Genomic DNA, 21,834 nt, shown 5'->3' with positions numbered 1-21,834 from the left:
TATTAATCAAATTTTAAGCGGTCCGCTGTTTCTTTGATCCAAAACGACACCAATGAACCTCCTGAACCAACGTTATTTATTGTGCGGTCTTTTGATATTCTTTTGCTGCACCCAAGAGCTGGCCGCGCAGCGCAAACACAGCAAGACCTCGCGGTTCACCAGTTATAAAGGCCTGCTGATGGCGGGCTACCAGGGCTGGCACAATACACCGGACGATGGAGCGGGCAGGGGATGGTACCATTACCAGTCCCGCGGCAAGTTCGAGCCCGGAAGCACCAATGTAGACCTCTGGCCCGATGTAAGCGAACAACCCAAAGTATACGCAACTGCATTCAAACATGCCGATGGCAGCCCCGCGTATCTCACGAGCGCACACGACGCCTCGACCATACAGACCCACTTCCGCTGGATGAAGGAATACGGCATAGATGGCGTCTTTATGCAGCGTTTCGTCGCCGAGATCAGGGGCAGGTCAGGCCGTCATCACTTCAATACCGTACTTGGCAATGCCCTGAAATATGCAGAAGAATGCGGCCGGGCCATTTCGGTCATGTACGATTTGTCCGGCTGCCGGGACAGCGTAGACGTACCGGTGCTCATTAACGACTGGAAGAACCTGGTCGACAGCATGAAGGTAACCGCACGGGGCGACCGGCAAAGCTACCTGTACCATAATGGTAAGCCGCTGGTCGTACTTTGGGGCGTTGGTTTCAATGACAACCGCAAATACACCCTGAAAGATGTGGCGAAGATGATCGATTTCCTCAAGAATGATCCGGTCTACGGCGGGTGTTCGGTGATGCTGGGCGTACCGACCTACTGGCGCGAATTCGGGAACGACACCCAGAAAGACCCCTACCTGCACGAGGTCATCAAGCGCGCAGATATCGTCCATCCCTGGACCATAGGACGTTACAGCGACGACAAAACCTATGAGCGGTATGCTGCGGTCCAGAAGGACGACATCGCCTGGTGCAAAACCAATGGGCTGGACTATGTAGGAGTAGTCTTTCCGGGATTCAGCTGGCACAACATGAATCCACGCGCCCCATCCAACCAGATCCCGCGAGATAGGGGACGGTTCTTCTGGAAGCAGATCAGCAGCGCGGTCCGCAACCAGGCCGGAATGCTTTATGTCGCCATGTTTGACGAGATCGACGAAGGCACGGCTATTTTCAAGATCTCCAAAAACCCGCCGGTCGGGGCCAGCACTTTCGTCACCTTCGAGGACGACATTCCCTCAGACTATTACCTTTATTTATCAGGCTATGCGGGCAAAATGCTGCGTAAGCAGGTACCCTTCACAAGCGTGCCACCGCCACCGCCGAAAAAAAATAAACATATTCCTTGTTTCGTACGAAAAGTTTCCTACCTTAGTTTCATGAAAAAGAATGAAACCAAGGAGAGGTCTTTAGAACCGACCAAATCGGAGCTGGAAATTCTGCAGGTATTGTGGGAAACCGGTCCGTCTACGGTACGCCAGGTCAACGACGAACTGCTCAAACAGAAGGACGTAAACTATACCACTACGCTCAAGCTCATGCAGATCATGGCAGAGAAGGGCATCCTGCTCAGGGACGAAAGCCAGATGAAGCATATCTACTCCGTAGCCGAAGAGGAACAGCAGACCAAATCACAGTTACTGGACCGCTTTGTCGATACGCTCTATAAAGGCTCCGCCAGCAAGCTCGTCATGCAGCTGCTGGGCAACCGAAAAACCTCAGCCCAGGAACTCGATGAGATCAGGGAAATCTTAAAAAAGCTTGGATAAACACTTCATCACCTAACCGAATCCCGATATGGAACTCAAGGCCCTATACGATATGATCCTGCATTCCTTCTGGCAGGGCGCCCTACTTGCAGCAGCAGGTGTGGTCATTACGCTGACCACCAGACGTTCAGGCGCTGCCCTGCGCTACCGTTTGCTGGTCGCTTCGCTGTTGCTGTTCGCGGTGTCTGCCGCGGCCACCTTTCTGATCAGCCTGGAAAAGCACCGTACAGGCAGCACCATTGGTCAGCCGGCCGCCGGCCAGCATGCGATCGTTTCGGGTAGCGCAAATGCAGGGATAACTGACTTTGCCTATGCAGGGAAGTTGAATGCAGATACCGGCTTGTTCCGCCTGCTTGACTACCTAAACGCCCATGCAGAATTCATCGTTACCGGCTGGCTGCTCATCGTTCTCCTCCGAATGCTGCAGCTTACCGCAGGTCTTTACCACCTGCACGGGCTCAGGACCAGGAAGATCGCCTATCCCGGTGCCGACTGGCAGGGGCGTCTTGACGGGCTCGCTGTCCGGCTGGGGCTGACAGCGACTGTCAGGCTGGCCGAATCGGGCCTTGCGAAAGTGCCCATGGTCATCGGCCATTTAAAGCCCCTGGTATTGCTGCCCGCAGGCATGCTTACAGCCTTGCCCCCGCAGGGCATCGAGGCTATTCTCCTGCACGAGCTGGCACATATCCTCAGGCGGGATTACCTGGTTAACCTCATGCAGAGCCTGCTGGAAATCATCTTCTTTTTCAATCCCGCCGTGCTGTGGATCTCGGGGATGGTGCGCGCCGAGCGTGAAAACTGTTGCGACGACCTGGCCGTGGCCCATTCGGGCAGCAAGGCCGCTTACATTGAAGCGCTGGTATTCTGTGAAGAACAAACAGGCGCAGGCCTGCCTTATGCCATGGCCTTTGCCGGAATGGGCAGCCGGAAGTATGGCTTGCTCCACCGGGTGAAACGCATCGTATCAGGAGATCAGGCCAACCTGAACGTACGTGACCGGCTGGTGCTGCTGATCATGGTACTGTCCACTGTATTGCTCACCGTTTCCTTTTCCTGGAAGCGGCCCGTCGGGAAGCCTGCAGCACCCGCTGCGGTATCCGCGCTTCAGCAAGCGGCGCCGTCTGCCAAAAGAACCATCACCGTCCGCAGTACAACGGTGAGCCATTCTAAAACGGAAACCCCTGGAGAAGTGCCGGAAAAGAATGCACCGAAGATTACTTCAGAAGCAGATAAGGATACTGTTGCTATTCACCCGCTGAGCCCGATTTCTGCCCGCCAGTCCAAACTGCAACCTGTCGCTGCCCTATCGGTCCGCCAGGGCAGCGTGCAGCCTGTGGCTGAAGAGCCCCTTAAGCCCCAAACGCCCCTAACACCCATTGCCTACAAGGCGGGCGACAACGATTATCAGCCCAAAACCCCAACCATTGGCGAAAAGGTACTGAAGCAACTGATCGATGAAGGGCTGGTCAGTCCGGATGACCAAAATGTTTCCTTCAAGCTCAATGAAAAAGAAATGATCATTAACGGACAGCGCCAGAGTCCGGAAATATTCTCCAGGTACAAAGCGCGGCACGTTCCCCAGGTGGGCAGCAACAGCTGGACGCTGTACTATAATTACGATACCGAAACGGAAGTAAAACCTTAAACCCATAACCTTATGACGCTTAAAATTGCCGCTTTTTTAGCGGCCTGGACAACTATTGCCCTTACTTTTGCGCAGGCACAGAGCCTGCCCGGTAAACCGGATACCGCAAAATCCGACACAACCAAATTGCTGAAAGAAGTAAAGATCAGCACGCGCAAGCCCGTCCTGGTCCACAAGGTCGACCGCACCATTGTCAATGCCGATGCACTGATGAGCGCCGCCGGTGGCACCGCACTCGATGTGCTGGGGCAATCGCCCGGCGTCATTGTCGAACAGGACGCAAACATCAGCCTGCAGGGAAAGGCCGGGGTGACCATCTACATCAACGACAAGCCAACCTATCTGTCCGGAACGGCCCTGGAAAGCTACCTGCGTTCCATCACCGCCTCATCCATCGACGTGGTAGAGCTGATGAGCAATCCGCCTGCCCGGTATGATGCCGCGGGTGGGGGCGGTATCATCAACATCCGGCTCAAGCGAAACAAGACACCCGGTTTCAACGGCAGCCTGAGCCTTGGCTATTCACAAGGCATTTACGGCAAGACCAATAACGGGCTCAATTTCGACTTCCGGCAAAACAAACTCAACGTCTTCGGCAATTTCAGTTACAATACCGCCAATGGCTTCAACGACCTTGATCTTGAACGTCATTTTTTTGGCCAGGAAGGGCAGCCCACAGGCGATTTCCTGCAAAACTCCTTTATCCGGCGGCGCAATTCCAATTATAACGGCAGGCTGGGTGCAGATTATTATTTGTCCGAAAAAAGCACCCTGGGCATTGGCTTTAACGGACTGCTGAATCCCGGCAGTGAAAACGTACACAATGTCAGTAATGTATTTGCGCCTCAGGGTGCGCTGGATTCGAGCATTGTGGCCTGGAACAATGAAAAGCTACGCTTCCGCAATGGCAGCGCCAACCTCAACTACCGGCACCGTTTCGACAAGGAAGGTACCGAACTGACCGCCGATGCCGATTATGTACGCTACGAGGACCGTAACCACCAGCGCTTCGACAACACCGGTTACCTGCCCGATGGCTCCATATCTTCCAGGGACCTGCTGCGCGGCGCGCTCTTTTCAGGTATTGACATCTATTCCCTGAAAACAGATTTCAGCAAAGTACTTTCCAAGACGCTCAAATATTCGGCAGGATTGAAGACCAGTATCACTAAGACCGACAATGCTGCCGATTATGATATTACCGTCTCCGGCATTACCCGGCCAGACTACGATAAAACCAACCACTTTCTTTACCGGGAGCAGATCAGTGCCGGCTACCTCAATGCCGATAAGGATTTTGGGCGTATTTCCATACAGGCAGGGCTGCGTTTTGAGCATACCAGTTCCAGGGGCCACCAGCTCGGCAATGCGCTCCGAAGCGATTCCTCGTTCAACCGCAGTTATGCCAGCCTGTTTCCCACCTTCTTCCTGCAATACAAACTGGACAGTGCCGGCGGCAGCAGCCTGAACTTCGGGTACAGCAAGCGCGTAGACCGGCCATACTACCAGGACCTGAACCCCTTCGTTGCTCCGCTCGATAAGTTTACGTTCTATACCGGAAATCCCTTCCTGAAGGCATCCTACAATCACAACCTGGAACTGGCCTACCGCTGGAAGCACTTCAATGCTTCACTCAACTACAGCTATCAAACCGCCGGCATCCGGGAAACCATTGAGATCCGGGACGGTATTTACTACAGCCGTCCGGGCAACCTGGACAAGCAGGTCTCCAAAGGCATTTTTACCAACACCAACGTTGACCTGGCCAAATGGCTCAATTTCCAGTTTTACGCCAACGCGGTGCAGATCCATACCATCAGCGATTTTTACAACGGCAGGCTGGACAATAAAGGAACCTATTTCTTTGTAAGGCCAGTATTCCAGTTCAGGCTTCCCAAAGACTGGACGCTTCAGGCCGAGGGCGGCTACCAGAGCCGGGTCACCAGTGCCCAGTTCGTCTCAACACGCAGGGGCAAAGTCACCGCATCCGTTTCCAGGAAGTTTTCTGCCAGCACTTCCGCCAGCCTGGTCGTCAACGACATTTTCTATACGTTTGCCGGGGGCGGAGACATCAACAACCTGGCGGGTACCAGGGCCAGCTACCGCAACCTCAGCGATACACGTACAGCAGTGATTTCCCTGAGTTATCGTTTCGGTAAGGCCATAACCGGCCTCAGGAAACACGAGGCCAACGGTGCGGAAAGTGAGAAGGACCGGGTGAAGAATTAGTGTTTGTTTAGCCGGGCTTCTTCCAGGTCGAGGTTTTCCTCCATATCCCGCAAGACCTCGTGGTCGTAAGTCTTTGCTGCCCGGATGCGGCCCAGTCCCGCCCTGCGCAGGGAGATCAGCTCCAGCATGATCTCCCTGTACAGTTTCCTTACCGAGCCCACTTCCTCGCGCTGTGACTGCTCAATGGTCATCCGTTCCGAAGCCCTGATGCTCCGTTCCAGTTGCTCCTTGATGCGGGCAATGGTCTCAAACTGACGCATTTCCTCCGTGTATTTATCATCCAGGTACTGCACGCATTCCCTGGCCAGCTGCAAACGGATCGCATCGATCTGCTCGTCTTCCGGTATGTGGTCGTCCATTTCCTCCACCTTCAGCCATTTCAGGAAAAGCGGAAGGGTAAGCCCCTGAAAAACAAGGGTAATTAAAATGACAATAAACGTAATGAACAGGATCAGGTTGCGGTGGGGGAAAGGCGCTCCGTTATTAAGCGTCAGCGGAATGGCCAGCGCAGAAGCGAGCGATACCACCCCGCGCATGCCCGCCCAGCCGATAATGAAGGGCAGCTTCAGGCCCGGGCTGGTTTCTCTTCTGCGTACACCTGCAGAAAGCATTCTTGGCAGAAAAGCCGCCACATAGACCATCACGATCCGCACGATAATGACGATGGCACTGATGATCAGCGCATACCTGATCGCTTCCTCCATGGAATAATCTTCCAGTCCGGCTACGATCACCGGCAGCTCCAGGCCGATCAGGATAAAGACAAAGCCGTTCAGCAAAAAGCCCAGTGTAGCCCAGACCTCCTTGGCCTGCAACCGCGTATGGTAATTCATAAAGTCGTGGGAGCGGAAGGAAAGGAACAACCCGCCGCTCACTACGGCAAGTACACCCGACCAATGGAACTGTTCCGCCACGATATACATCAGGTAAGGGGCAATCAGGGTGATCGGTGTCGTAATGTTCGACGATTTTGCCCAATACCTCAGGATAAAATAAAGCACGTGTGCAATCACCAGGCCAACCATGATGCCCATTGCCGAAAGTATAAAGAAATTTGTAACGGCCTTCTGCAGTACGAACTGCCCCGTCAATATGGCCGCAAGCGCAAAACGGAACACCGTCAGCGATGCGGCATCGTTCACCAGGCTTTCGCCCTCCAGTATGGTCAGTCCGCGCTTCGGCATGTTCACGCCCTTCAATACCGAAGTAGCAGCCACTGCATCGGGGGGCGAGATCACCCCGCCCAGCAGGAAGCCCAGGGCCAGTGTAAAGCCGGGTACGATGCTTACCGAAAAATAAGCGATGGCCAGCGAAGTGATCAGTACCAGTCCGAAGCCAAGTAAACCAATGGAACGCTTCCACTTCCAGAAATCGTTCCAGGAAGTATACCAGGCGGCTTCGAAAAGCAACGGCGGCAGAAAGATGAGGAAAACCAGATCCGGGTCTATACTGATCACCGGCATTCCCGGAATCAGGCTGATGGCCAGTCCGCCGATCACCAGGAAGATCGGAAAAGAGATCTTCCAGCGCTGGCTCAGCAGGTAAAGCATCGCCATGGCAAAGAACAAAGCCAGGATAAGGAGCAGGTTTTCATGTATCATCCCGTAAAAATAACGGTTTAAAAACAAGACCGAAGCCTTAAATGTTAATTTTGGCGATCATGGAAAAGCAGCACGTACTCATTATCGGTGGCGGTATATCCGGCCTTTACACGGCCCTGCAACTCTCTGCCGGTTGCGAAGTGACCCTGCTTGAGGGCAGCAACCGTCTCGGAGGCCGTATCCTGGATACCCATCGCCCCGGCTTCGACGAAGTGGTCAAGGAAGGAGCTGAATTTGTGCATGGCAATGCCACCATGAGTTTTTCCCTGCTCAGAAAAGCAGGTGCGCGCTTCAGGGAAGTGGAAGGTAAGATGTACCGGTTCCGCGACCAGTCGTTGATTCCCGCTGAAGAAATGGTGACCGGCTGGGATGAGCTGCTGGAAAAGATGGGTTCGGTTCCACAGGACCAGCCGCTGGGGGCCTTCCTCAATGAACACTTTGGTGATCCTGCCCATGAGGAGCTGAATACCGAGGCCCGGCGCTATGCGGAAGGGTTTGACGTTGCCGATCCGGAACGGGTCAGTATCAAAGCCCTTTACAGGGAATGGTCCGCAGGGGAACAGACCTTTCAGATCGAACCCGGATACGGAAAACTTGTCGCCTACCTGGAGTCGGCGTGTCAGCAAAAAGGAATAAGGATCATCACCGATGCCATTGTCAAACAACTGACCTGGAGTCCCGGATCGGTTACTGCCTTTACCCTTGACGGGCGTTCATATCGGGCGCAAAGAGCGGTCATTACCGTGCCGGTCAGTGCATTGCAGCCAAATAATCCCAACAGCATCCTCTTTTCACCCTCCATCAATGAATATACAGAGGCGGCCCGGAATATCGGGTTTGGTGCAGTCATTAAGGCCGCAGTGGCCTTCAGGGAACCTGTCTGGAAACCGGACGATGCATTCTTCCTGGGCGATCAGCCATTTCCTACCTGGTGGACACAACATCCCTTCAGCAGTAATGTGCTTACAGGCTGGGCAGGAGGAACCCGGGCCAGCGCACTCTCTGCCCATCCCGAGACCGTACTCCGGGACATGGCCATGTTGTCCATTGCAGCACTGTTCGGTCAGCCGCTCAATAAGCTCAGGCTCAATATAAAGGCCATCCATATCACCAACTGGCAGCAGCAGCCTTGTTTCGCGGGTGCATACAGCTACCCGACACCAGAGACCAGTGCTGCACGCAGCCAGATGAACAAGCCGGTAGCAGGAACCCTCTTTTTTGCAGGTGAAGCCCTGTACGAAGGCGAATTTTCGGGAACCGTGGAAGCCGCGCTGCTCAGTGCGGAGGAAGTTGTAAAAAAGGTGACCGCAACCGGCTGTTAAAAAAATTACCCGTAGCTTAGTATTATGTATATAATGTTTATATTGTAACATAAGTGATGCAATTACAGGTATACCATGAGTTTACATTCTGAGGCTGAATTAATCGAAGGACTAAAGGCAGGAGGGAGACAAAGACGTTTTTTTGAGCGGGAACTTTACAGGTCATTTTTTTACCTGATCGTCCATGGCAGCCGTAAATATGGCATTACAGAAGAAGATGCGGCAAGCACTTATTCCGATACGGTCATTGTGGTCATCGACCATATCTTACAAAACCGTTTCGAAGGCCGTTCGGCACTCAAATCTTATGTATACCAGATTTTTTCCAATAAATGTGTTGACCTTTTGCGGAAAGATACGACCAATAAGCAACAGGTCAACCATGGTTTGGCCATAGACGAAATGATCCTGCAGCTACCCGATAAAGCAAAGAATGCCGTACAGCAACTCATCGCCAGAGACCAGTGGCAGCAGGTGATGCGCTGCATACAGGAACTCGGTGCTAAATGCAGGGAAGTACTGCTTTATTTTGAAGACGGCTACAGCGACCGGGAAATTGCGGAAATGACCGGTTACCACTCAGCCGAAGTGGTAAAAACCAGCAGGTTGCGCTGCCTCGATAAACTGCGGAAAATGATGAATCTCAGCAAATGGTAAAATGAACGATACAGAACTTATAGCTGCCTATTTTGAAGGAAACCTTTCTGCAGGGGAAAAGACCGCATTTGAGGAAAGGTGTGTAGCCGATGCCGGACTGGCTGAAGATGTGGCCGCATACCTGATGGCGCGTTCGGCGCTGAAACAGGAAGTAAAGGAACAGAAGAAAAGAGAATTTGATAAAATGTACCAGGAGCTGTCTGCATCAAAGCCAGTCAGAAAACTTCCGTTCAAAACAATTTCGTTGTATGCCGCTGCGGCATGTATCGCGCTGATTGCAGGCTGGCTGGTGTTTTTCCGGCAGCCAGGTCCTGAGGACCTGGCCCGTGAATATATTGCCGGTAATCTGAAAACACTGAGCCTCAGCATGGGTGGGGATGCGGATACTCCAAACTTACAACAAGGTATCTCTGCTTATAACGAAGGCCGTTACGACGAGGCCATTGTCCAGTTCCGCACCCTGGAAAAAGATAGCCTGCTGCGTCCGGAAGCGCTCCGAAACCTCGGGCTGTCCTATCTTGCCAAATCAGAATATCCGCAGGCCATCGCCGCCTTTGATACACTTTCCCGTATGAAACTCTTCAGCAATCCCGGGTTGTTCTACAAAGCACTGGCCCATCTGAAGCGCGGCGCGCAAGGCGACCAGGAACAGGCCGTTAAATACCTGCGCGAAGTGGTACAGCAAGACCTTTTCGGAAAAAAACAGGCCGAAGCCTGGCTAAAGGAACTTTGAATCAATAGATAAAAGCAGACTGTCATGAAAAAACCAATCAGACCCTCAGGAAAAGCAGTCAACGATCTGCGCCGCTACGGTCCCGCACTCATCAGTGAACGAAGCAAAAAGACGGAAAGGCTGCTCAGTGGCACCTACCGCAAAGACCAGATCCTTGTTTTCTTTCGCAGGAAGCCCACGGCAGACGACATTCTTGTCATCCGGAAAAACTTCGAACGCCAGGGCTATGACACCTCCGGCGTCCGGATCAGGACCTGTGGCAACTGCGAAATTCCCGTGCAGCTCTGGTCGGCAAAAGGGATTCACACCTGGATCAGTAAGGATTCTTTGAAGGCAGGCTCAGGACCAGCTTCTACCACCGTAGGCGAACATTACGCGCTGAACTTTCTCAATGACATCCCGGCGCCCGGCCCTTTACGGCTTGACGGGAAGCAGGTAGCGCAGCGCCCCCGGGGAGACAAGCAGCAGGAGATCATCATTGCCGTGCTGGATACAGGCGTAGACACCAGCCTGGTGTCTACGGCGTATCTCTGGCAGCAGGAGGGAAGCAACACTCCGGGTAAATGCTACCAGGACGTAAAGGAAGGCTGGAACTTCGTATCCGATCAACCCGGTTTTCATGATGACAACCCGGCAAGGCACGGCAGTCTGGTGAGCCAGTACATTGTCAATCAGTTTACAGAGAAATGCCCCAACCGTGTGAAGATCATGCCCCTGAAGACCCATGATAAGGATGGCCGGGGCGACCTCTACAGCACCATCTGCGCCATTAACTTCGCTATTGCCAAAGGTGCCCACATCATCAACGCCAGCTGGGGATTTTATTATTATTATGTAACCCCCATCCCATACATCAAAGAACTCATCACCGGTATCCTGCGCAAAAAAGGCATCCTTTTTGTTACGGCCGCCGGCAACCGCGTCGAAGCCAACGACCAGATCGCCAGAAAGATTTACGAGCTTCAATATGGCGTCATCCTGACCGACGAGCAACTGCGCGACCTGGCCATCCATCACTTTTACCCGGCCGATCTCAGCACCACGACCAATAATGTCATTACGGTTACCACTACCGACGGACGCAGTGTAAGCCCTTCACAAAACCATTCCAGTAAGTTTGCAGACCTCGGCGTCATCGCCGACCAGTTCAGCAGGGCCTCCGGCATGGGCTTTAAGGTGCCTTTCGGCAACTCCGGTAGCATCATTACCGGTTCTTCCTTCGCTACTGCAATTGCCAGTGGCGTCATTGGTGCATGGTGTCCCAAAAGCCTTTATGTGCCCGCCTTACGCAAAAAGGACTTCCTCAGCCTGCTTCAGACCCTGCCTTCGGCGGATGGTTCTGGGGGCACTATCCTTCAGCAACATCCTGCACTTGCCGGAAAATACATTAAGAATGGTTCCTGCATAAAGTAGATGAAGATAAAAGCCGGACTGGTATCCCTGTTGCTTTGCCTGCTGCTTTTCCCGGCCACGGTTGTTGCGCAGTGTCCGACCGACAGCATACGGGAAGTCCAAATCGCAGCCATTCATGGCGGTACAGCGCCCAATGGACAGAAAATTGCGGCACTGAAGAAGCTGCAGCAGGAAATCCTGAAATGCGGGAGACTAAAAAACCGTCTTTATGCCTTGTTGCTGCACCGGATCGGAGACATGTATGGCAAAAACGAAGACCTGGAAAACGCGATGCGCTATACCCGGCAGGCTGCACTGATTAATGCTTCCGGTCAGCAGGATACAGATCCTGCTTTTCTGACCAACAGCTATTTCAACCTGGCTATTTTCTGCAAACGACTCCATCTGGCGCGGGAATCACAATTCTTTTTTGACCGCTGCATCGCCGCGGGAAGCGCTTATCCGGATAAGCACTTCATCGTCTTTATGGCGTTCGAACAGAAGGCCTATGCGCTGTACCAGACAGGAGATTATCAGCAAAGTACGGAAGTAGCCGCAGAGGGATTGCGTTTTGCCAGGGAAACCGGAAACACCAAAGCCATTCCCGGCCTGCTGGCCCAATATGCGCAGTCGTCGGCCGAACTTCAGCAATACCTGGCTGCCGAAACCCATATCAGGCAAGCCATAGCCCTGCTGGAAAAGGCTGGGGACGACCCCCTGCACCTGGCAACCTGCTATTCCGTAAATGCCGAACTCCAGGTAAAAAAGAAGCAGCCCGAAGAAGCACTTGTCTATTACAAAAAGGCGTTTACCTTAAATCAAGCTCACGAAAATGCCGAACAATGTTCCCGTGACCTGCTGGATATGGGCAGCGTTTATACCGATGAACTCGGTCAGCACCAGAGCGCCCTCAGTTGCTACCGGGAAGGCCTCAAACTCGCCCAGCAGACCGGTGACCGTTACCAGCAGGCCGGACTTTATTCCAATATGGGCGTTGTTTACGGACGGCAAAACAATTATGCCCTGGCACTCTGTTATTACCAGAAAGCCCTTAACGCCCTGCCCATTGGCTTCAGCAATACCAGTTTGCACGCAAATCCCAGCCCGGAAATGCTCAAGCTCGCCGCCAACGATTACTTCGCCACTACCATCATTGCCAATAAAGCCAATGCACTGCTGCAGCTTTACCGACAGCGTCATCAGGTCAGTTACCTGCATCAGGCCCTTACCGTATATGAATTGGCCGATCAGGCCATAGACATCATGCGCTGGAAGCAGCAGGGGCAGCAATCCAAACTCATCTGGCGGCAAAAGACAAAAGAGGTCTATGAAAAAAGCCTTGAAACCTGCTTTGAACTGAAAGACGGCGCCAAGGCTTATTATTTCTTTGAAAAGAGCCGTGCCGCGCTGCTGAACGATCAATTGAGCAGCCGCAGTGCCACAAGCGGCCTCAGCCCGGCAGACCAGCAGCAGGAAAAGGCACTTCGGGTAAGGGCCGCCGCGCTCAGCAGTCAGCTGCAGTCGGGAACGCTCGGTGCCCGTGAATACGCTGCCAGGAAAACCAGCTGGCTGAAAGCCCAGCAAACCTGGGAACAGTTTATTTCCGGGCTGGAAAAACGATATCCCACGTATTATCAGCAAAAGTACGATCGCAGCGTATACCCCTTAAAAAAACTCAAATCACAACTGGGAAGGGACCGGCAAAGCCTTGTTGAATATTTCAACGGTCAGTCTGCCATCTTTGCCCTTGTACTTACCGGCAAAGGTCAGGAACTGGTCCGGATCAGCTATCCCGGCCTGGCAAAGGATACCCGTCAGCTGATGCGCCTGGTTTCAGACGCTTCATTGCTGAACCAGCAATACCCGAAATATGCCCGCATAGCCACCGCACTCTACCAAAGACTTTTTCAACCTCTGAAACTAGCGCCCGGCAGGGTAATTATTTCTGCCGATGAAGTCCTGTTTCCCTTTGAGGCGCTGCTCAGCAATAAAAAAGTACATGATAGCTTCCTGGCGAAAAAGTACATTTTCAGTTACATACCAGCAGTAAGGATACTCATGAAGGCACGGGGTAAAACCCGTTCCCCCGAAGATAAATTCCTTGGCATAGCGCCCGTAAATGATCAGCGGCCAGACAAGGGATCAACAGACCATTTGCCGCTGCCCTCGCTGAAAGGATCGGACTTGTCTCTGCGACGGATAGCGGCGCGTTCAGCATCACCACTGCTGCTTACCGGAAAATCCGCCACCCGGAACAACTTCCTGGCGGCAATTCCCGGCGCCGGTCTCCTGCAGATTTATGCCCATGCCGATGCCGACGAATATCAAAAGCAACCGCGGATTTACCTGGCAGATACCGCAATCTACCTGGCTGAACTGGAAAAGCAAGACCTCTCCGCACTGCAACTGGTCGTGCTTTCGGCCTGCAATACCGGTGTCGGGCGCAACGCCAGAGGTGAAGGAATTTTCAGCCTGGCCCGCGGGTGTATGAACGGTGGGGCCACGTCAGTCGTGACCAACCTCTGGCAGGCTAGCGACCAGGCTACTTACCGCCTTACCGAATCCTTTTACCGCAACCTTCGGGAGGGGCTTCCGAAAGATGAGGCACTTTATAAAGCAAGACTGCAACTGATGGATGACCCCTCGGGCGCATACGCCTTGCCCAGCTACTGGGCTACGGCAATTCTTATCGGCGACAGCTCGCCGTTAATCAAGGCTTCAAAGGTATCTGGCCTTGAGGTGGTTGTTTTCATCGTTATATTGTTTGTGGCTACCGTGGCCGTCGCTGCAGGGTTTTCCCTGCTCCGGAAAGCAAAATAACCGCTGTTGTTTTCTCCTTCATCCGGAAGATAAAAAAAAATCAAATTTTTTGTTTCCCTCGTTGCCATCGGCTGCGACTAATGTAATGAGTCTAGACTGATCTCTAAGATCAAAAATTATTACAGAAACATTAACATTTAAAAATTAAAACAATTAAAAACCTTTAAACATCAAAAACATGAAAAAGTTAGTAATCCCCGCATGTGTAGCTTTAATGGCTGTTTTTTCGGCACAGACTTCAAAAGCACAGGAAACTTCAAAAGGACTGATCGTTAGCACCAGTTCCCAGGCTGAAGTAGACAAGATCCTCGCCACCCTGAAAAACGAGGACCCCTCCACTTACCGTCTTACCGTAAGTACCAAAGGAAAAAACGGCCGTGTAAGCAACAAAGTATATGGTACAGCACCTCTGGGAAGCATGACTAAAATAGGCGGCAGCACCATTGGCAGGGGCGGATCGGTTGCAGCGAGCGACATCATCATCCTGGTCAAGAACATTACCAAAGGCAAGGATATTCAGGATGCGGTGATCTCTCAGCTGAATACCAATCTGACCAAACAGTCGCTGAAAACGGTACAGGTCAACCATAGCTTCCGTGTACTGAATTAGGCCCTGTATCTACCTTGTTAATGACCGAGGCTGTTAGTGGGCAGGAGACAGCAACCTGTGCCCGGCACACCGGCAGCCTCTTATTCATTTTATCCCTGAAACCATGAAACTCAAACTCCTCAAACTCTTGTTTTCTTTTCATTTGCTTATTGTATTTCTCGGGTCCAACCTCTTTGAATACAAAAGCAAGTTCCTGGACAACATCATTCTGCCTTATGCGGCATGGACCGGCGGGGGCTTCGGTTACAGTTTTTTCTCTCCCAATGTGGGTAATCAGACCGTTGTTAAGGCATATACACTCCATTCAGACAAGACGCTCCGGCAAGATGCCCTCGGCGCCGGTACAGATATGCTCGATAACCGTTTCGGCTCCGTGATCCAGACCTTCAGGAACCAGAAGGCCTACGAGCTCATGGCGCGTACCGTCGCCGCCTATGTTTTCGCCAAGTATCCGGATGCTGGGGTTACTCATATTTCTGTAGGCGAGTACCAGAGCCCGGGCATCAGCGAATACCGGAAAAATAAGCCAAAGGCAAGGTTCCGCGAAATCTATAACGGCACCTATACCAATTGAGGCTGTACCAGTTTACAGCATTTAAAATCATGAAAACAGATTATGAAAACAATTAAACTCCAGCCCGGCTTTCAGCTTGCCATTCTGCGCATTGGCGTAGCCATCACCATTCTCTGCAAAGTAGCAGTCGAATTTGCAGACCTCGATATGCTGTTCAGCCAGCATGGCATTATCCAGAACGTTTTGTCCCGGCCCATGCAGATCAGGTTTTCCCTCAGCCTTCCCTGGCTTGTAGAGACACTGCACATCAGCAATGAACACCTGTTCCTGCGTGGCCTCTATATCGTGTTCGCCTGTGCAGGCTTTATGCTGCTCATCGGTTACCGTTCCAGGTTCAGCGCCTTCATCTGCCTGTTCATTCATATGCTTATTTTCAACGGATACAACCTGCTGGCCTTCGGCTTCGACGGTTTTCTGTTTTCCCTGCTTTTTTATACACTGGTATTCCCGGTCGGTAAAGTCTATGCTGCCGATGCCCTGCTGGAGCGCCATAAAAGGAGCGGCACGGAGCTAACCGGAAGCACCGGGCCCATCGATCCACGCGAACTCAGGTTATACCTGCTGGTATTGCAGGTCCATCTTTGTATTGTCTACTTCGTAGCCGGCATTTCTAAAAACGGCGCGGAATGGACGAGCGGCACCGCCGTATGGAGCGCTTTGAACCAGCCCCAGTTTTATACCCCCTTAACCCCATTTTTCAAAGATCTGATGAGCCTGTCCGGTGTCACCGCGGCTTTTACCTGGGGCACTTTGTTTGTCGAATGCCTGTTTCCCCTGTTTATCTTTATCCGTTATGCGCAGCTTAACCGGTTAATGCTCATCAGCGTGCTGCTCATGCATTGCTTTATAGGCGCAGTCATGGGGCTTCAGCTCTTTGCCTGGATCATGATCGTCTTCGACCTCAGCGCCTTTGCCGGTGTATTTTCGAGCAAACCATCATTTCAGCAGCTACCAGCGCCTGCAATTGGAGTCAGGAAAATAAAAGTCGTATAATTGCAGGTAACCATATAGATCCTGTAATGATGAAACTAAAAACGGCCCTGGCTATTGTAGTAAGCCTGATTCTGTATACTGTCCAGACGGCACATGCCCAGAAAGCAGTTCCCCTATATCCGGAAGGAAAAGTCCCGTTTGCAAAGCAAGGCGGTGAAGTGCCGCGGCTCAGGGTATATAAACCCGCTAAAGATCTTTCCAAAGGCGCAGCAGTGATCGTTTGCGCGGGCGGCGGTTACGGTGCAAGGATGGACAGCTATGAAGGAGTCGAACCCTGTAAAAAACTAAACGAAGCGGGTATTACCGCTTTTCTGCTGGATTACCGCCTGCCAAAGGACGAGTTTATGGACCACAAGGAACTCGTACCCTTAACAGACGCGCAGCGCGCCATCCAGTACATCAGAGAAAATGCCGCCCAACTTGGGGTTAACCCAAAGAAAATCGGGATCATGGGCTTTTCCGCAGGCGGGCACCTTGCCGCTACCACAGGAACCCACTTCACAAAGACCGCGCTTTCCAATCCAAAAAATACCAGCCTGCGCCCCGACTTCATTGTGCTCGCCTATCCCGTTATCAGCATGAAAGACGGCCTTACGCATCAGGGCTCCAGGGAAAATCTGCTTGGCAAAAATCCGGACAGCCTTACTGTCGCCTCATTTTCCAATGAAATGCAGGTTAACCAGCAAACCCCGCCAGCCTATATTACCCATGGAATGGACGACGGACTGGTGCCGGTAGCCAACAGCCTGTTGTTCTATGCTGCCTTAAAAGACCATGCGGTGCCCGCAGAGCTGATGCTTTACGCGCATGGCCAGCACGGTTATGGCACCCATAACCGCCAGGCAAAAGTGCAATGGATCGATGACTGCATCCGCTGGATCAAAGGCCTTTAGTAATCCTCATCAACGCGGTAATGCTTACCACCGAAACGCGACAGCTTGTAGCCCAGGTTTAGCTGAAATACCCTTTTTTGCTGTGCAGAACGGCTGTCGATGATGGTGTTGCCGGAAACCATACGGGAAACATTATTTCCCTGACCCAGCAGATCATTCACATTCAGGCTCAGGCTCAGTGATTTTTCCTTTAGAAATGCTTTCTCCATCGCGAGGTTGATGAGCAGCGGATTACGCCCAGCCAGCGCATAGCCATAGTTTACCCGTTTGGATATATTTAAGGTAACGAAATAGGACTTCCTGATCGTAAGGCGGCCCGTTATATTCGCTGATAATTCACTGCTGGCCGGAAGATCCTGCAGTGTGGAATCTTGCTGTCCGGCATCCTGCTGCGAACGCCGGGTGCTGCTCCTGCGAAAGCTTGAATTCGCCCATACCGACAGGTTCTTCAACCGCAGGTCGCCGTTCAGGTCAATATTAAAGGTACTGGTCCTGAAAAAGGCGGGTGCCGCGATCTGTCCGAGCCCGATATTCTGAAGGCCCATATAACGATACCTCGAACCGCCCTCATTGTTGCTGGTTACAGAATATCCGGCATTCAAATTCGCCGATGCCTTATTGAGGTTGGCATAGGCACTCAGGCTTTGTCCGTAATTGATCCCTTTGCCAAAAGCTTTCTTTCCGTTAAAAATAACCGCCTGATTCGAAAAGCCAAGTGAACCCCCGTAGCCGGCCGACAGTTTGTTCTTCAATAAGGGGAAATGCAGATTATAATGCCCGTTCACCTGGTAATTCCCGTTCACATTCTCATAACGGGTGATCTGTTTCAGGCTGCCCAGCGTATCCGGCAGCAAAGTCACCCCTTCAACGATCTGCCTTTCCGTAGCCGAGACGTTCAGCGAAGACTGTACTGATAAACCTGATTTCTGATGCACATAATTGAAGCCCGTGCTCAGGTTATGGTTGAAAGCCGGCTTCAGTTCCGGATTGCCCACTACAATATTCTGCAGGTTCTGTGCATTGCGTACAGGCTGCAATTGTTGCAGGGTAGGGTTATTGCTGGAACCATTGTAGAAGACAGACAGTGTCTTACCGCCACGGAAAGTCTTGTTGACGTTTATCGAGGGCGCATAGTTTATCGTATTCAGCACCGTTTTTTTTGAAAGCTTCAGATCGTTGTTTTCCAGGCGGTTAGGACTGGCATAAAAACCCAGGTTATAGCGCAGCTTCTTCGAGTTATGGTTGTAATTTAAACCCAGATGCTGATTCAGCGACGAAGACCTGAAAGCAGTAGTCAGGGAGTCCACTACCGAAGGCCTCTGGTCCAGATTGTCAAAGACGATCGTGGTGATGTTGCTCAGCGACTGACCAATCCCGGCGTTATAACTGAAATTCAGGTTGTAGGTCGTTAATGTATCCTTTTTAGACTTGAAACCCAGGGTATAGTTGACGCCGAAATTGTAGTTCTGGTTCCTGGAGTTGCTGATCAGGTCGCGGTTGAGCAGAGAGTCTTTCTCCAGGGCCCCGGTTTCTTTATTGTAGTAACGGGTATTGGTGCGGATGTTCTGTGTGCCCTCATTGCTGTTATAGGTAGCATTGCCCAGTAATGAAAAAGCATCCAGGCTGTTTTTCAGCTTTTTCGAAACCGAAAAGCTACCGTTCAGGCTGGGCGTCGTATGCGCTGACCGGTTTCCGTTATCCAGATCCTGCCGCAATAGGCCATACTGGTTGCTCTGGTTTGTGCTTATATTGCCGTTTTGGTTATACGAACTGTTGAAACCCGCGTTCAGGAATATTTTTTTGTTGTTGAAAGTATAATTGCCGTTCAGGTTATGACCGGAATTGCTGCCGTCGCCCTCACTGTGCGAATTGCTGGTCAGCTTACCTTCCGGATACGCCGACTCGGCCGCCTGGTCATTGGAATAGGCATTGGCATTGCGGTTAAACCGGTAATTGATACCACCGCGCCCGTTCTTGCCGATTTTATCATTATGGTTAAGCTGCACGTTGAGGTTATTGCTCGTACCCGCTCCGTTGTTGGCCGTGTTGCCCTGTAAATGGGCAGAGGTCTGGTGAATACCTTTCCAGAGGTTTACATTGCCACCCAGCCCCGCCTGGTCATTCGTACCCGTATTGGCATTTGCATTCCCGAAGGAACCATTGTTGATTCCGTCTTTTGTCACAATATTCAGGATCTTCCTGGGTTCCCCGATCTTTATTCCCGTAAAGTTGGCCTCATCTCCAAAGTCGTCGATCACCTGTATCTTTGATGCGATCCCGGCAGGCAGCTGCTTTACAAATTCCTTAACATCGCTGGTGAAGAAATCCTTGCCGTTTACCCTGATCTTCGTCATCTGCTTACCCATCAGGGTTACATTGTAGTCTTTATCCACCACCATTCCCGGCATCTGTTTAATCAGGTCGGCCATGTTGTCACCCTCGATCACCCGGAAAGCATCTGCGTTGAACTCGATCGTATCCTGCATGACCCGCACCGGATTGGGCTTGCCTTTGATGACCACTTCCTTCAGCATCATGTTGGAGGCTTTCAATTCGAAATCGCCCAGTTTCCGGTGTTGTTCCTTTTCTGCAAAAACAATGGCTGCGCTGCGCTCATGATAGCCCACCATCGCGACCCGGAGTGCAAAGCTGTCACCTTTCAGGTCAGAAAAACTAAAAAAGCCTTCTTTGTCCGTTACTGTTCTCAGGGTGTCCTTTTCTGAAATCAGCATGACTCCGGCCCCCGGTAATGTTGTCTTTGCCGAATCAGTAACCGTGCCCGATACCTTACGGCTTACCTGGGCCAGCGTGCCCATGGCCGCCAGGCAAAGGATCATGAGCAGGAGAGCGCTTTTAATTTGCATTTCGGGATATCTGAGGGAAAGTTAAATATTTCCTGATCAGTTGATGAGTAATTTTTATTAAAAATATTTGCGAAACCAAATGGTTGCTTATATATTTGCAACTCATCGGTTTCATTAATTGATTCAGGTCCGTTATCAATAATTCAGGTCCAATGAGAAGAGATATATTTCAGGCTGTTGCAGATCCTACCCGGAGAGCCATTGTGCTGCTGCTTGCCGTACAGGCGATGACACCAAACAGCATCGCAGAACATTTTGACACTACCCGACAGGCTGTATCCAAACACCTGCGCATCCTCAGCGAGTGCGAACTGGTGAAACAGCAGCAGCAGGGCAGGGAAATTTATTACCATCTGGAGGCAGAAAAAATGAAAGAAATAGAAGCATGGCTGGAGAAGTTCAGGCAGATCTGGCAAACCAGGTTCAGTCAGTTGGACGAGGTACTTGAGCAACTGAAGAAAAAGCGATAACCCGATATGGCCGGAAAATCAACCTGCCGGAAGCGCATCACGACAAAACCAATTAACCGTTAATATAAACCCCAAAACACTAATACGATGAACAAAGCAATTCTTTTCGATTTTACTGTAGACAAGGCCAACAGGAAAATCAACGTAGACCGCTCTTTCAATGCCCCGCTGGAACTGGTGTGGGCCGCATGGACCGATGCCAGCATACTGGACCTGTGGTGGGCGCCCAAACCCTGGAAAACTGAAACCAAATCTATGGATTTCCGGGAAGGTGGCCGCTGGCACTATTCCATGGTGGGGCCGGAAGGTGAGCGTCACTGGTGTTTGTTCGATTATGAGCAGATAGAACCGGAAAAGCGTTACTCGGGTATGGATTCCTTCTGCGACGAAAACCAGGTCATGAACAGCGAAATGCCCCGCATGCGCTGGAACAATAAATTCAGCGCACAGGACGCCGACAGCGCCGTGGTCAATGTAGAGATCAGCTTTGAAAAGCTGGAAGACCTGGAGAAGATCATCGAGATGGGCTTCAGGGAAGGCTTTACCATGGGGCTGGGCAATCTCGACGAATACATCAGTGCCCAGTTTTACCTTCGCAGGCAGAAAAAGCCAAATGGCCAGCCAAGGGTATCCAGCTATGTTAATTTCGCCGGTAATACCGAAGAAGCAATGGAATTTTATAAATCTGTTTTTCAAACGGAATATGTGAACGGCATCCAGCGTTTTGGCGAGATTCCTGCAGAGCCTGGTCAGCCACCCATTGGTGATGCGCTGAAAAACATGGTGCTGCACGTGGAACTGCCCTTACTTGGCGGGCATGTGCTGATGGCTACCGATGCTCCTAAGGAAATGGGCTTCACCGTCACACCGGGAAACAACATGCACATCAACCTGGAGCCGGCCTCGCGTGAAGAAGCCGACCGGATCTTTAATTCACTTTCTGCAGGTGGAAAAGTCTCCATGCCTTTGCAGGACATGTTCTGGGGTGCATATTTCGGCAGTTTTACGGACAAGTATGGCATCAACTGGATGATCAACTACCAGCCGCCGGCTAACCCTGGCCAGACTGAAAAGGCAATGTAGCCGTTTTGGTCCCGGTACAATAACGTTCCATTAACGGTTCTTCTACGGTTTATTCTCGGCCCGGAGCCTTAAATAGCCGTAGAGGAACCGTAGAAAAGCCGTAGAAAAGCCGTTCATGATGCGGTTGCAATAAGCGCTTATACCATATTCTTTGGGTTTACATTTAGTTTAAGCATA

The 21,834-nt window shown here is 51.7% G+C and carries 16 protein-coding genes; 14 read left to right on the top strand and 2 right to left on the bottom strand.

Annotated features, from left to right (window positions below; all coding sequences use genetic code 11):
* Positions 1-52 precede the first annotated feature (52 nt).
* Genes P2W84_RS01150 through P2W84_RS01140 form a run of 3 tightly spaced genes read left to right on the top strand, consistent with a single transcriptional unit; the run spans position 53 to position 5,645 of the window.
* Positions 53-1,771: a BlaI/MecI/CopY family transcriptional regulator gene (locus tag P2W84_RS01150; RefSeq protein ID WP_276088260.1), complete on the top strand. Its 1,719-nt coding sequence runs from the start codon at positions 53-55 to the stop codon at positions 1,769-1,771.
* Between the two features lie 28 nt (positions 1,772-1,799).
* Positions 1,800-3,416, top strand: coding sequence for a M56 family metallopeptidase (locus tag P2W84_RS01145; RefSeq protein WP_276088259.1), 1,617 nt, complete (start codon positions 1,800-1,802; stop codon positions 3,414-3,416).
* A gap of 12 nt (positions 3,417-3,428) precedes the next feature.
* Complete coding sequence (locus P2W84_RS01140; RefSeq protein ID WP_276088258.1) at positions 3,429-5,645, top strand: outer membrane beta-barrel family protein; 2,217 nt, start codon at positions 3,429-3,431, stop codon at positions 5,643-5,645.
* On the opposite strand, the gene P2W84_RS01135 is transcribed toward P2W84_RS01140, so the two are convergent.
* Positions 5,642-7,246 carry a Na+/H+ antiporter gene (locus tag P2W84_RS01135; protein WP_276088257.1) on the bottom strand — a complete coding sequence of 535 codons (1,605 nt, stop codon included), beginning with the start codon at positions 7,244-7,246 and terminating at the stop codon, positions 5,642-5,644. The genes P2W84_RS01140 and P2W84_RS01135 overlap by 4 nt on opposite strands.
* A gap of 59 nt (positions 7,247-7,305) precedes the next feature.
* On the opposite strand from P2W84_RS01135, the gene P2W84_RS01130 reads away from it, so the two are divergent.
* The 9 genes from P2W84_RS01130 to P2W84_RS01090 all read left to right on the top strand — a co-directional run bounded on the left by P2W84_RS01130 (position 7,306) and on the right by P2W84_RS01090 (position 17,240).
* Positions 7,306-8,568, top strand: coding sequence for an NAD(P)/FAD-dependent oxidoreductase (locus P2W84_RS01130; RefSeq protein WP_276088256.1), 1,263 nt, complete (start codon positions 7,306-7,308; stop codon positions 8,566-8,568).
* Between the two features lie 75 nt (positions 8,569-8,643).
* Positions 8,644-9,225: a sigma-70 family RNA polymerase sigma factor gene (locus tag P2W84_RS01125; protein WP_276088255.1), complete on the top strand. Its 582-nt coding sequence runs from the start codon at positions 8,644-8,646 to the stop codon at positions 9,223-9,225.
* Between the two features lies 1 nt (position 9,226).
* Positions 9,227-9,958 (top strand): tetratricopeptide repeat protein, encoded by a 732-nt coding sequence (locus P2W84_RS01120; protein WP_276088254.1) that lies wholly within the window; start codon positions 9,227-9,229, stop codon positions 9,956-9,958.
* 24 nt (positions 9,959-9,982) lie between these two features.
* A complete protein-coding gene (locus P2W84_RS01115) occupies positions 9,983-11,371 on the top strand; it encodes a S8 family serine peptidase (RefSeq protein WP_276088253.1) in 1,389 nt (462 codons plus the stop codon).
* Positions 11,372-14,170 (top strand): CHAT domain-containing tetratricopeptide repeat protein, encoded by a 2,799-nt coding sequence (locus tag P2W84_RS01110; RefSeq protein ID WP_276088252.1) that lies wholly within the window; start codon positions 11,372-11,374, stop codon positions 14,168-14,170.
* A gap of 178 nt (positions 14,171-14,348) precedes the next feature.
* Positions 14,349-14,780 (top strand): hypothetical protein, encoded by a 432-nt coding sequence (locus P2W84_RS01105; RefSeq protein ID WP_276088251.1) that lies wholly within the window; start codon positions 14,349-14,351, stop codon positions 14,778-14,780.
* Positions 14,781-14,883: 103 nt separating this feature from the next.
* Positions 14,884-15,354, top strand: a complete 471-nt coding sequence (locus P2W84_RS01100; RefSeq protein ID WP_276088250.1) for a hypothetical protein — start codon at positions 14,884-14,886, stop codon at positions 15,352-15,354.
* Between the two features lie 42 nt (positions 15,355-15,396).
* A complete protein-coding gene (locus P2W84_RS01095; RefSeq protein WP_276088249.1) occupies positions 15,397-16,347 on the top strand; it encodes an HTTM domain-containing protein in 951 nt (316 codons plus the stop codon).
* Positions 16,348-16,373: 26 nt separating this feature from the next.
* Positions 16,374-17,240: an alpha/beta hydrolase gene (locus P2W84_RS01090; protein ID WP_276088248.1), complete on the top strand. Its 867-nt coding sequence runs from the start codon at positions 16,374-16,376 to the stop codon at positions 17,238-17,240.
* On the opposite strand, the gene P2W84_RS01085 is transcribed toward P2W84_RS01090, so the two are convergent.
* Positions 17,237-20,104, bottom strand: a complete 2,868-nt coding sequence (locus tag P2W84_RS01085) for an outer membrane beta-barrel protein (RefSeq protein ID WP_276088247.1) — start codon at positions 20,102-20,104, stop codon at positions 17,237-17,239. The genes P2W84_RS01090 and P2W84_RS01085 overlap by 4 nt on opposite strands.
* 152 nt (positions 20,105-20,256) lie before the next feature.
* On the opposite strand from P2W84_RS01085, the gene P2W84_RS01080 reads away from it, so the two are divergent.
* On the top strand, positions 20,257-20,574 hold the full coding sequence (locus P2W84_RS01080) for a metalloregulator ArsR/SmtB family transcription factor (RefSeq protein WP_276088246.1): 318 nt from the start codon (positions 20,257-20,259) through the stop codon (positions 20,572-20,574).
* Positions 20,575-20,661: 87 nt separating this feature from the next.
* Positions 20,662-21,657 carry an SRPBCC domain-containing protein gene (locus tag P2W84_RS01075; protein WP_276088245.1) on the top strand — a complete coding sequence of 332 codons (996 nt, stop codon included), beginning with the start codon at positions 20,662-20,664 and terminating at the stop codon, positions 21,655-21,657.
* Positions 21,658-21,834 lie beyond the last annotated feature (177 nt).

The organism is Pedobacter sp. JY14-1, from assembly GCF_029269825.1.
Lineage (GTDB): Bacteria > Bacteroidota > Bacteroidia > Sphingobacteriales > Sphingobacteriaceae > Pedobacter.
Note: the sequence above shows the minus strand (reverse complement) of the source record. Positions and strands in the feature narration are given on the sequence as shown.

Bases quoted from the DNA above. Each gene is read 5' to 3' on its own strand.
- P2W84_RS01150 (WP_276088260.1), top strand. From the start codon at position 53: ATGAACCTCCTGAACCAACGTTATTTATTGTGCGGTCTTTTGATATTC.
- P2W84_RS01145 (WP_276088259.1), top strand. From the start codon at position 1,800: ATGGAACTCAAGGCCCTATACGATATGATCCTGCATTCCTTCTGGCAG.
- P2W84_RS01140 (WP_276088258.1), top strand. From the start codon at position 3,429: ATGACGCTTAAAATTGCCGCTTTTTTAGCGGCCTGGACAACTATTGCC.
- P2W84_RS01135 (WP_276088257.1), bottom strand. From the start codon at position 7,246: ATGATACATGAAAACCTGCTCCTTATCCTGGCTTTGTTCTTTGCCATG.
- P2W84_RS01130 (WP_276088256.1), top strand. From the start codon at position 7,306: ATGGAAAAGCAGCACGTACTCATTATCGGTGGCGGTATATCCGGCCTT.
- P2W84_RS01125 (WP_276088255.1), top strand. From the start codon at position 8,644: ATGAGTTTACATTCTGAGGCTGAATTAATCGAAGGACTAAAGGCAGGA.
- P2W84_RS01120 (WP_276088254.1), top strand. From the start codon at position 9,227: ATGAACGATACAGAACTTATAGCTGCCTATTTTGAAGGAAACCTTTCT.
- P2W84_RS01115 (WP_276088253.1), top strand. From the start codon at position 9,983: ATGAAAAAACCAATCAGACCCTCAGGAAAAGCAGTCAACGATCTGCGC.
- P2W84_RS01110 (WP_276088252.1), top strand. From the start codon at position 11,372: ATGAAGATAAAAGCCGGACTGGTATCCCTGTTGCTTTGCCTGCTGCTT.
- P2W84_RS01105 (WP_276088251.1), top strand. From the start codon at position 14,349: ATGAAAAAGTTAGTAATCCCCGCATGTGTAGCTTTAATGGCTGTTTTT.
- P2W84_RS01100 (WP_276088250.1), top strand. From the start codon at position 14,884: ATGAAACTCAAACTCCTCAAACTCTTGTTTTCTTTTCATTTGCTTATT.
- P2W84_RS01095 (WP_276088249.1), top strand. From the start codon at position 15,397: ATGAAAACAATTAAACTCCAGCCCGGCTTTCAGCTTGCCATTCTGCGC.
- P2W84_RS01090 (WP_276088248.1), top strand. From the start codon at position 16,374: ATGATGAAACTAAAAACGGCCCTGGCTATTGTAGTAAGCCTGATTCTG.
- P2W84_RS01085 (WP_276088247.1), bottom strand. From the start codon at position 20,104: ATGCAAATTAAAAGCGCTCTCCTGCTCATGATCCTTTGCCTGGCGGCC.
- P2W84_RS01080 (WP_276088246.1), top strand. From the start codon at position 20,257: ATGAGAAGAGATATATTTCAGGCTGTTGCAGATCCTACCCGGAGAGCC.
- P2W84_RS01075 (WP_276088245.1), top strand. From the start codon at position 20,662: ATGAACAAAGCAATTCTTTTCGATTTTACTGTAGACAAGGCCAACAGG.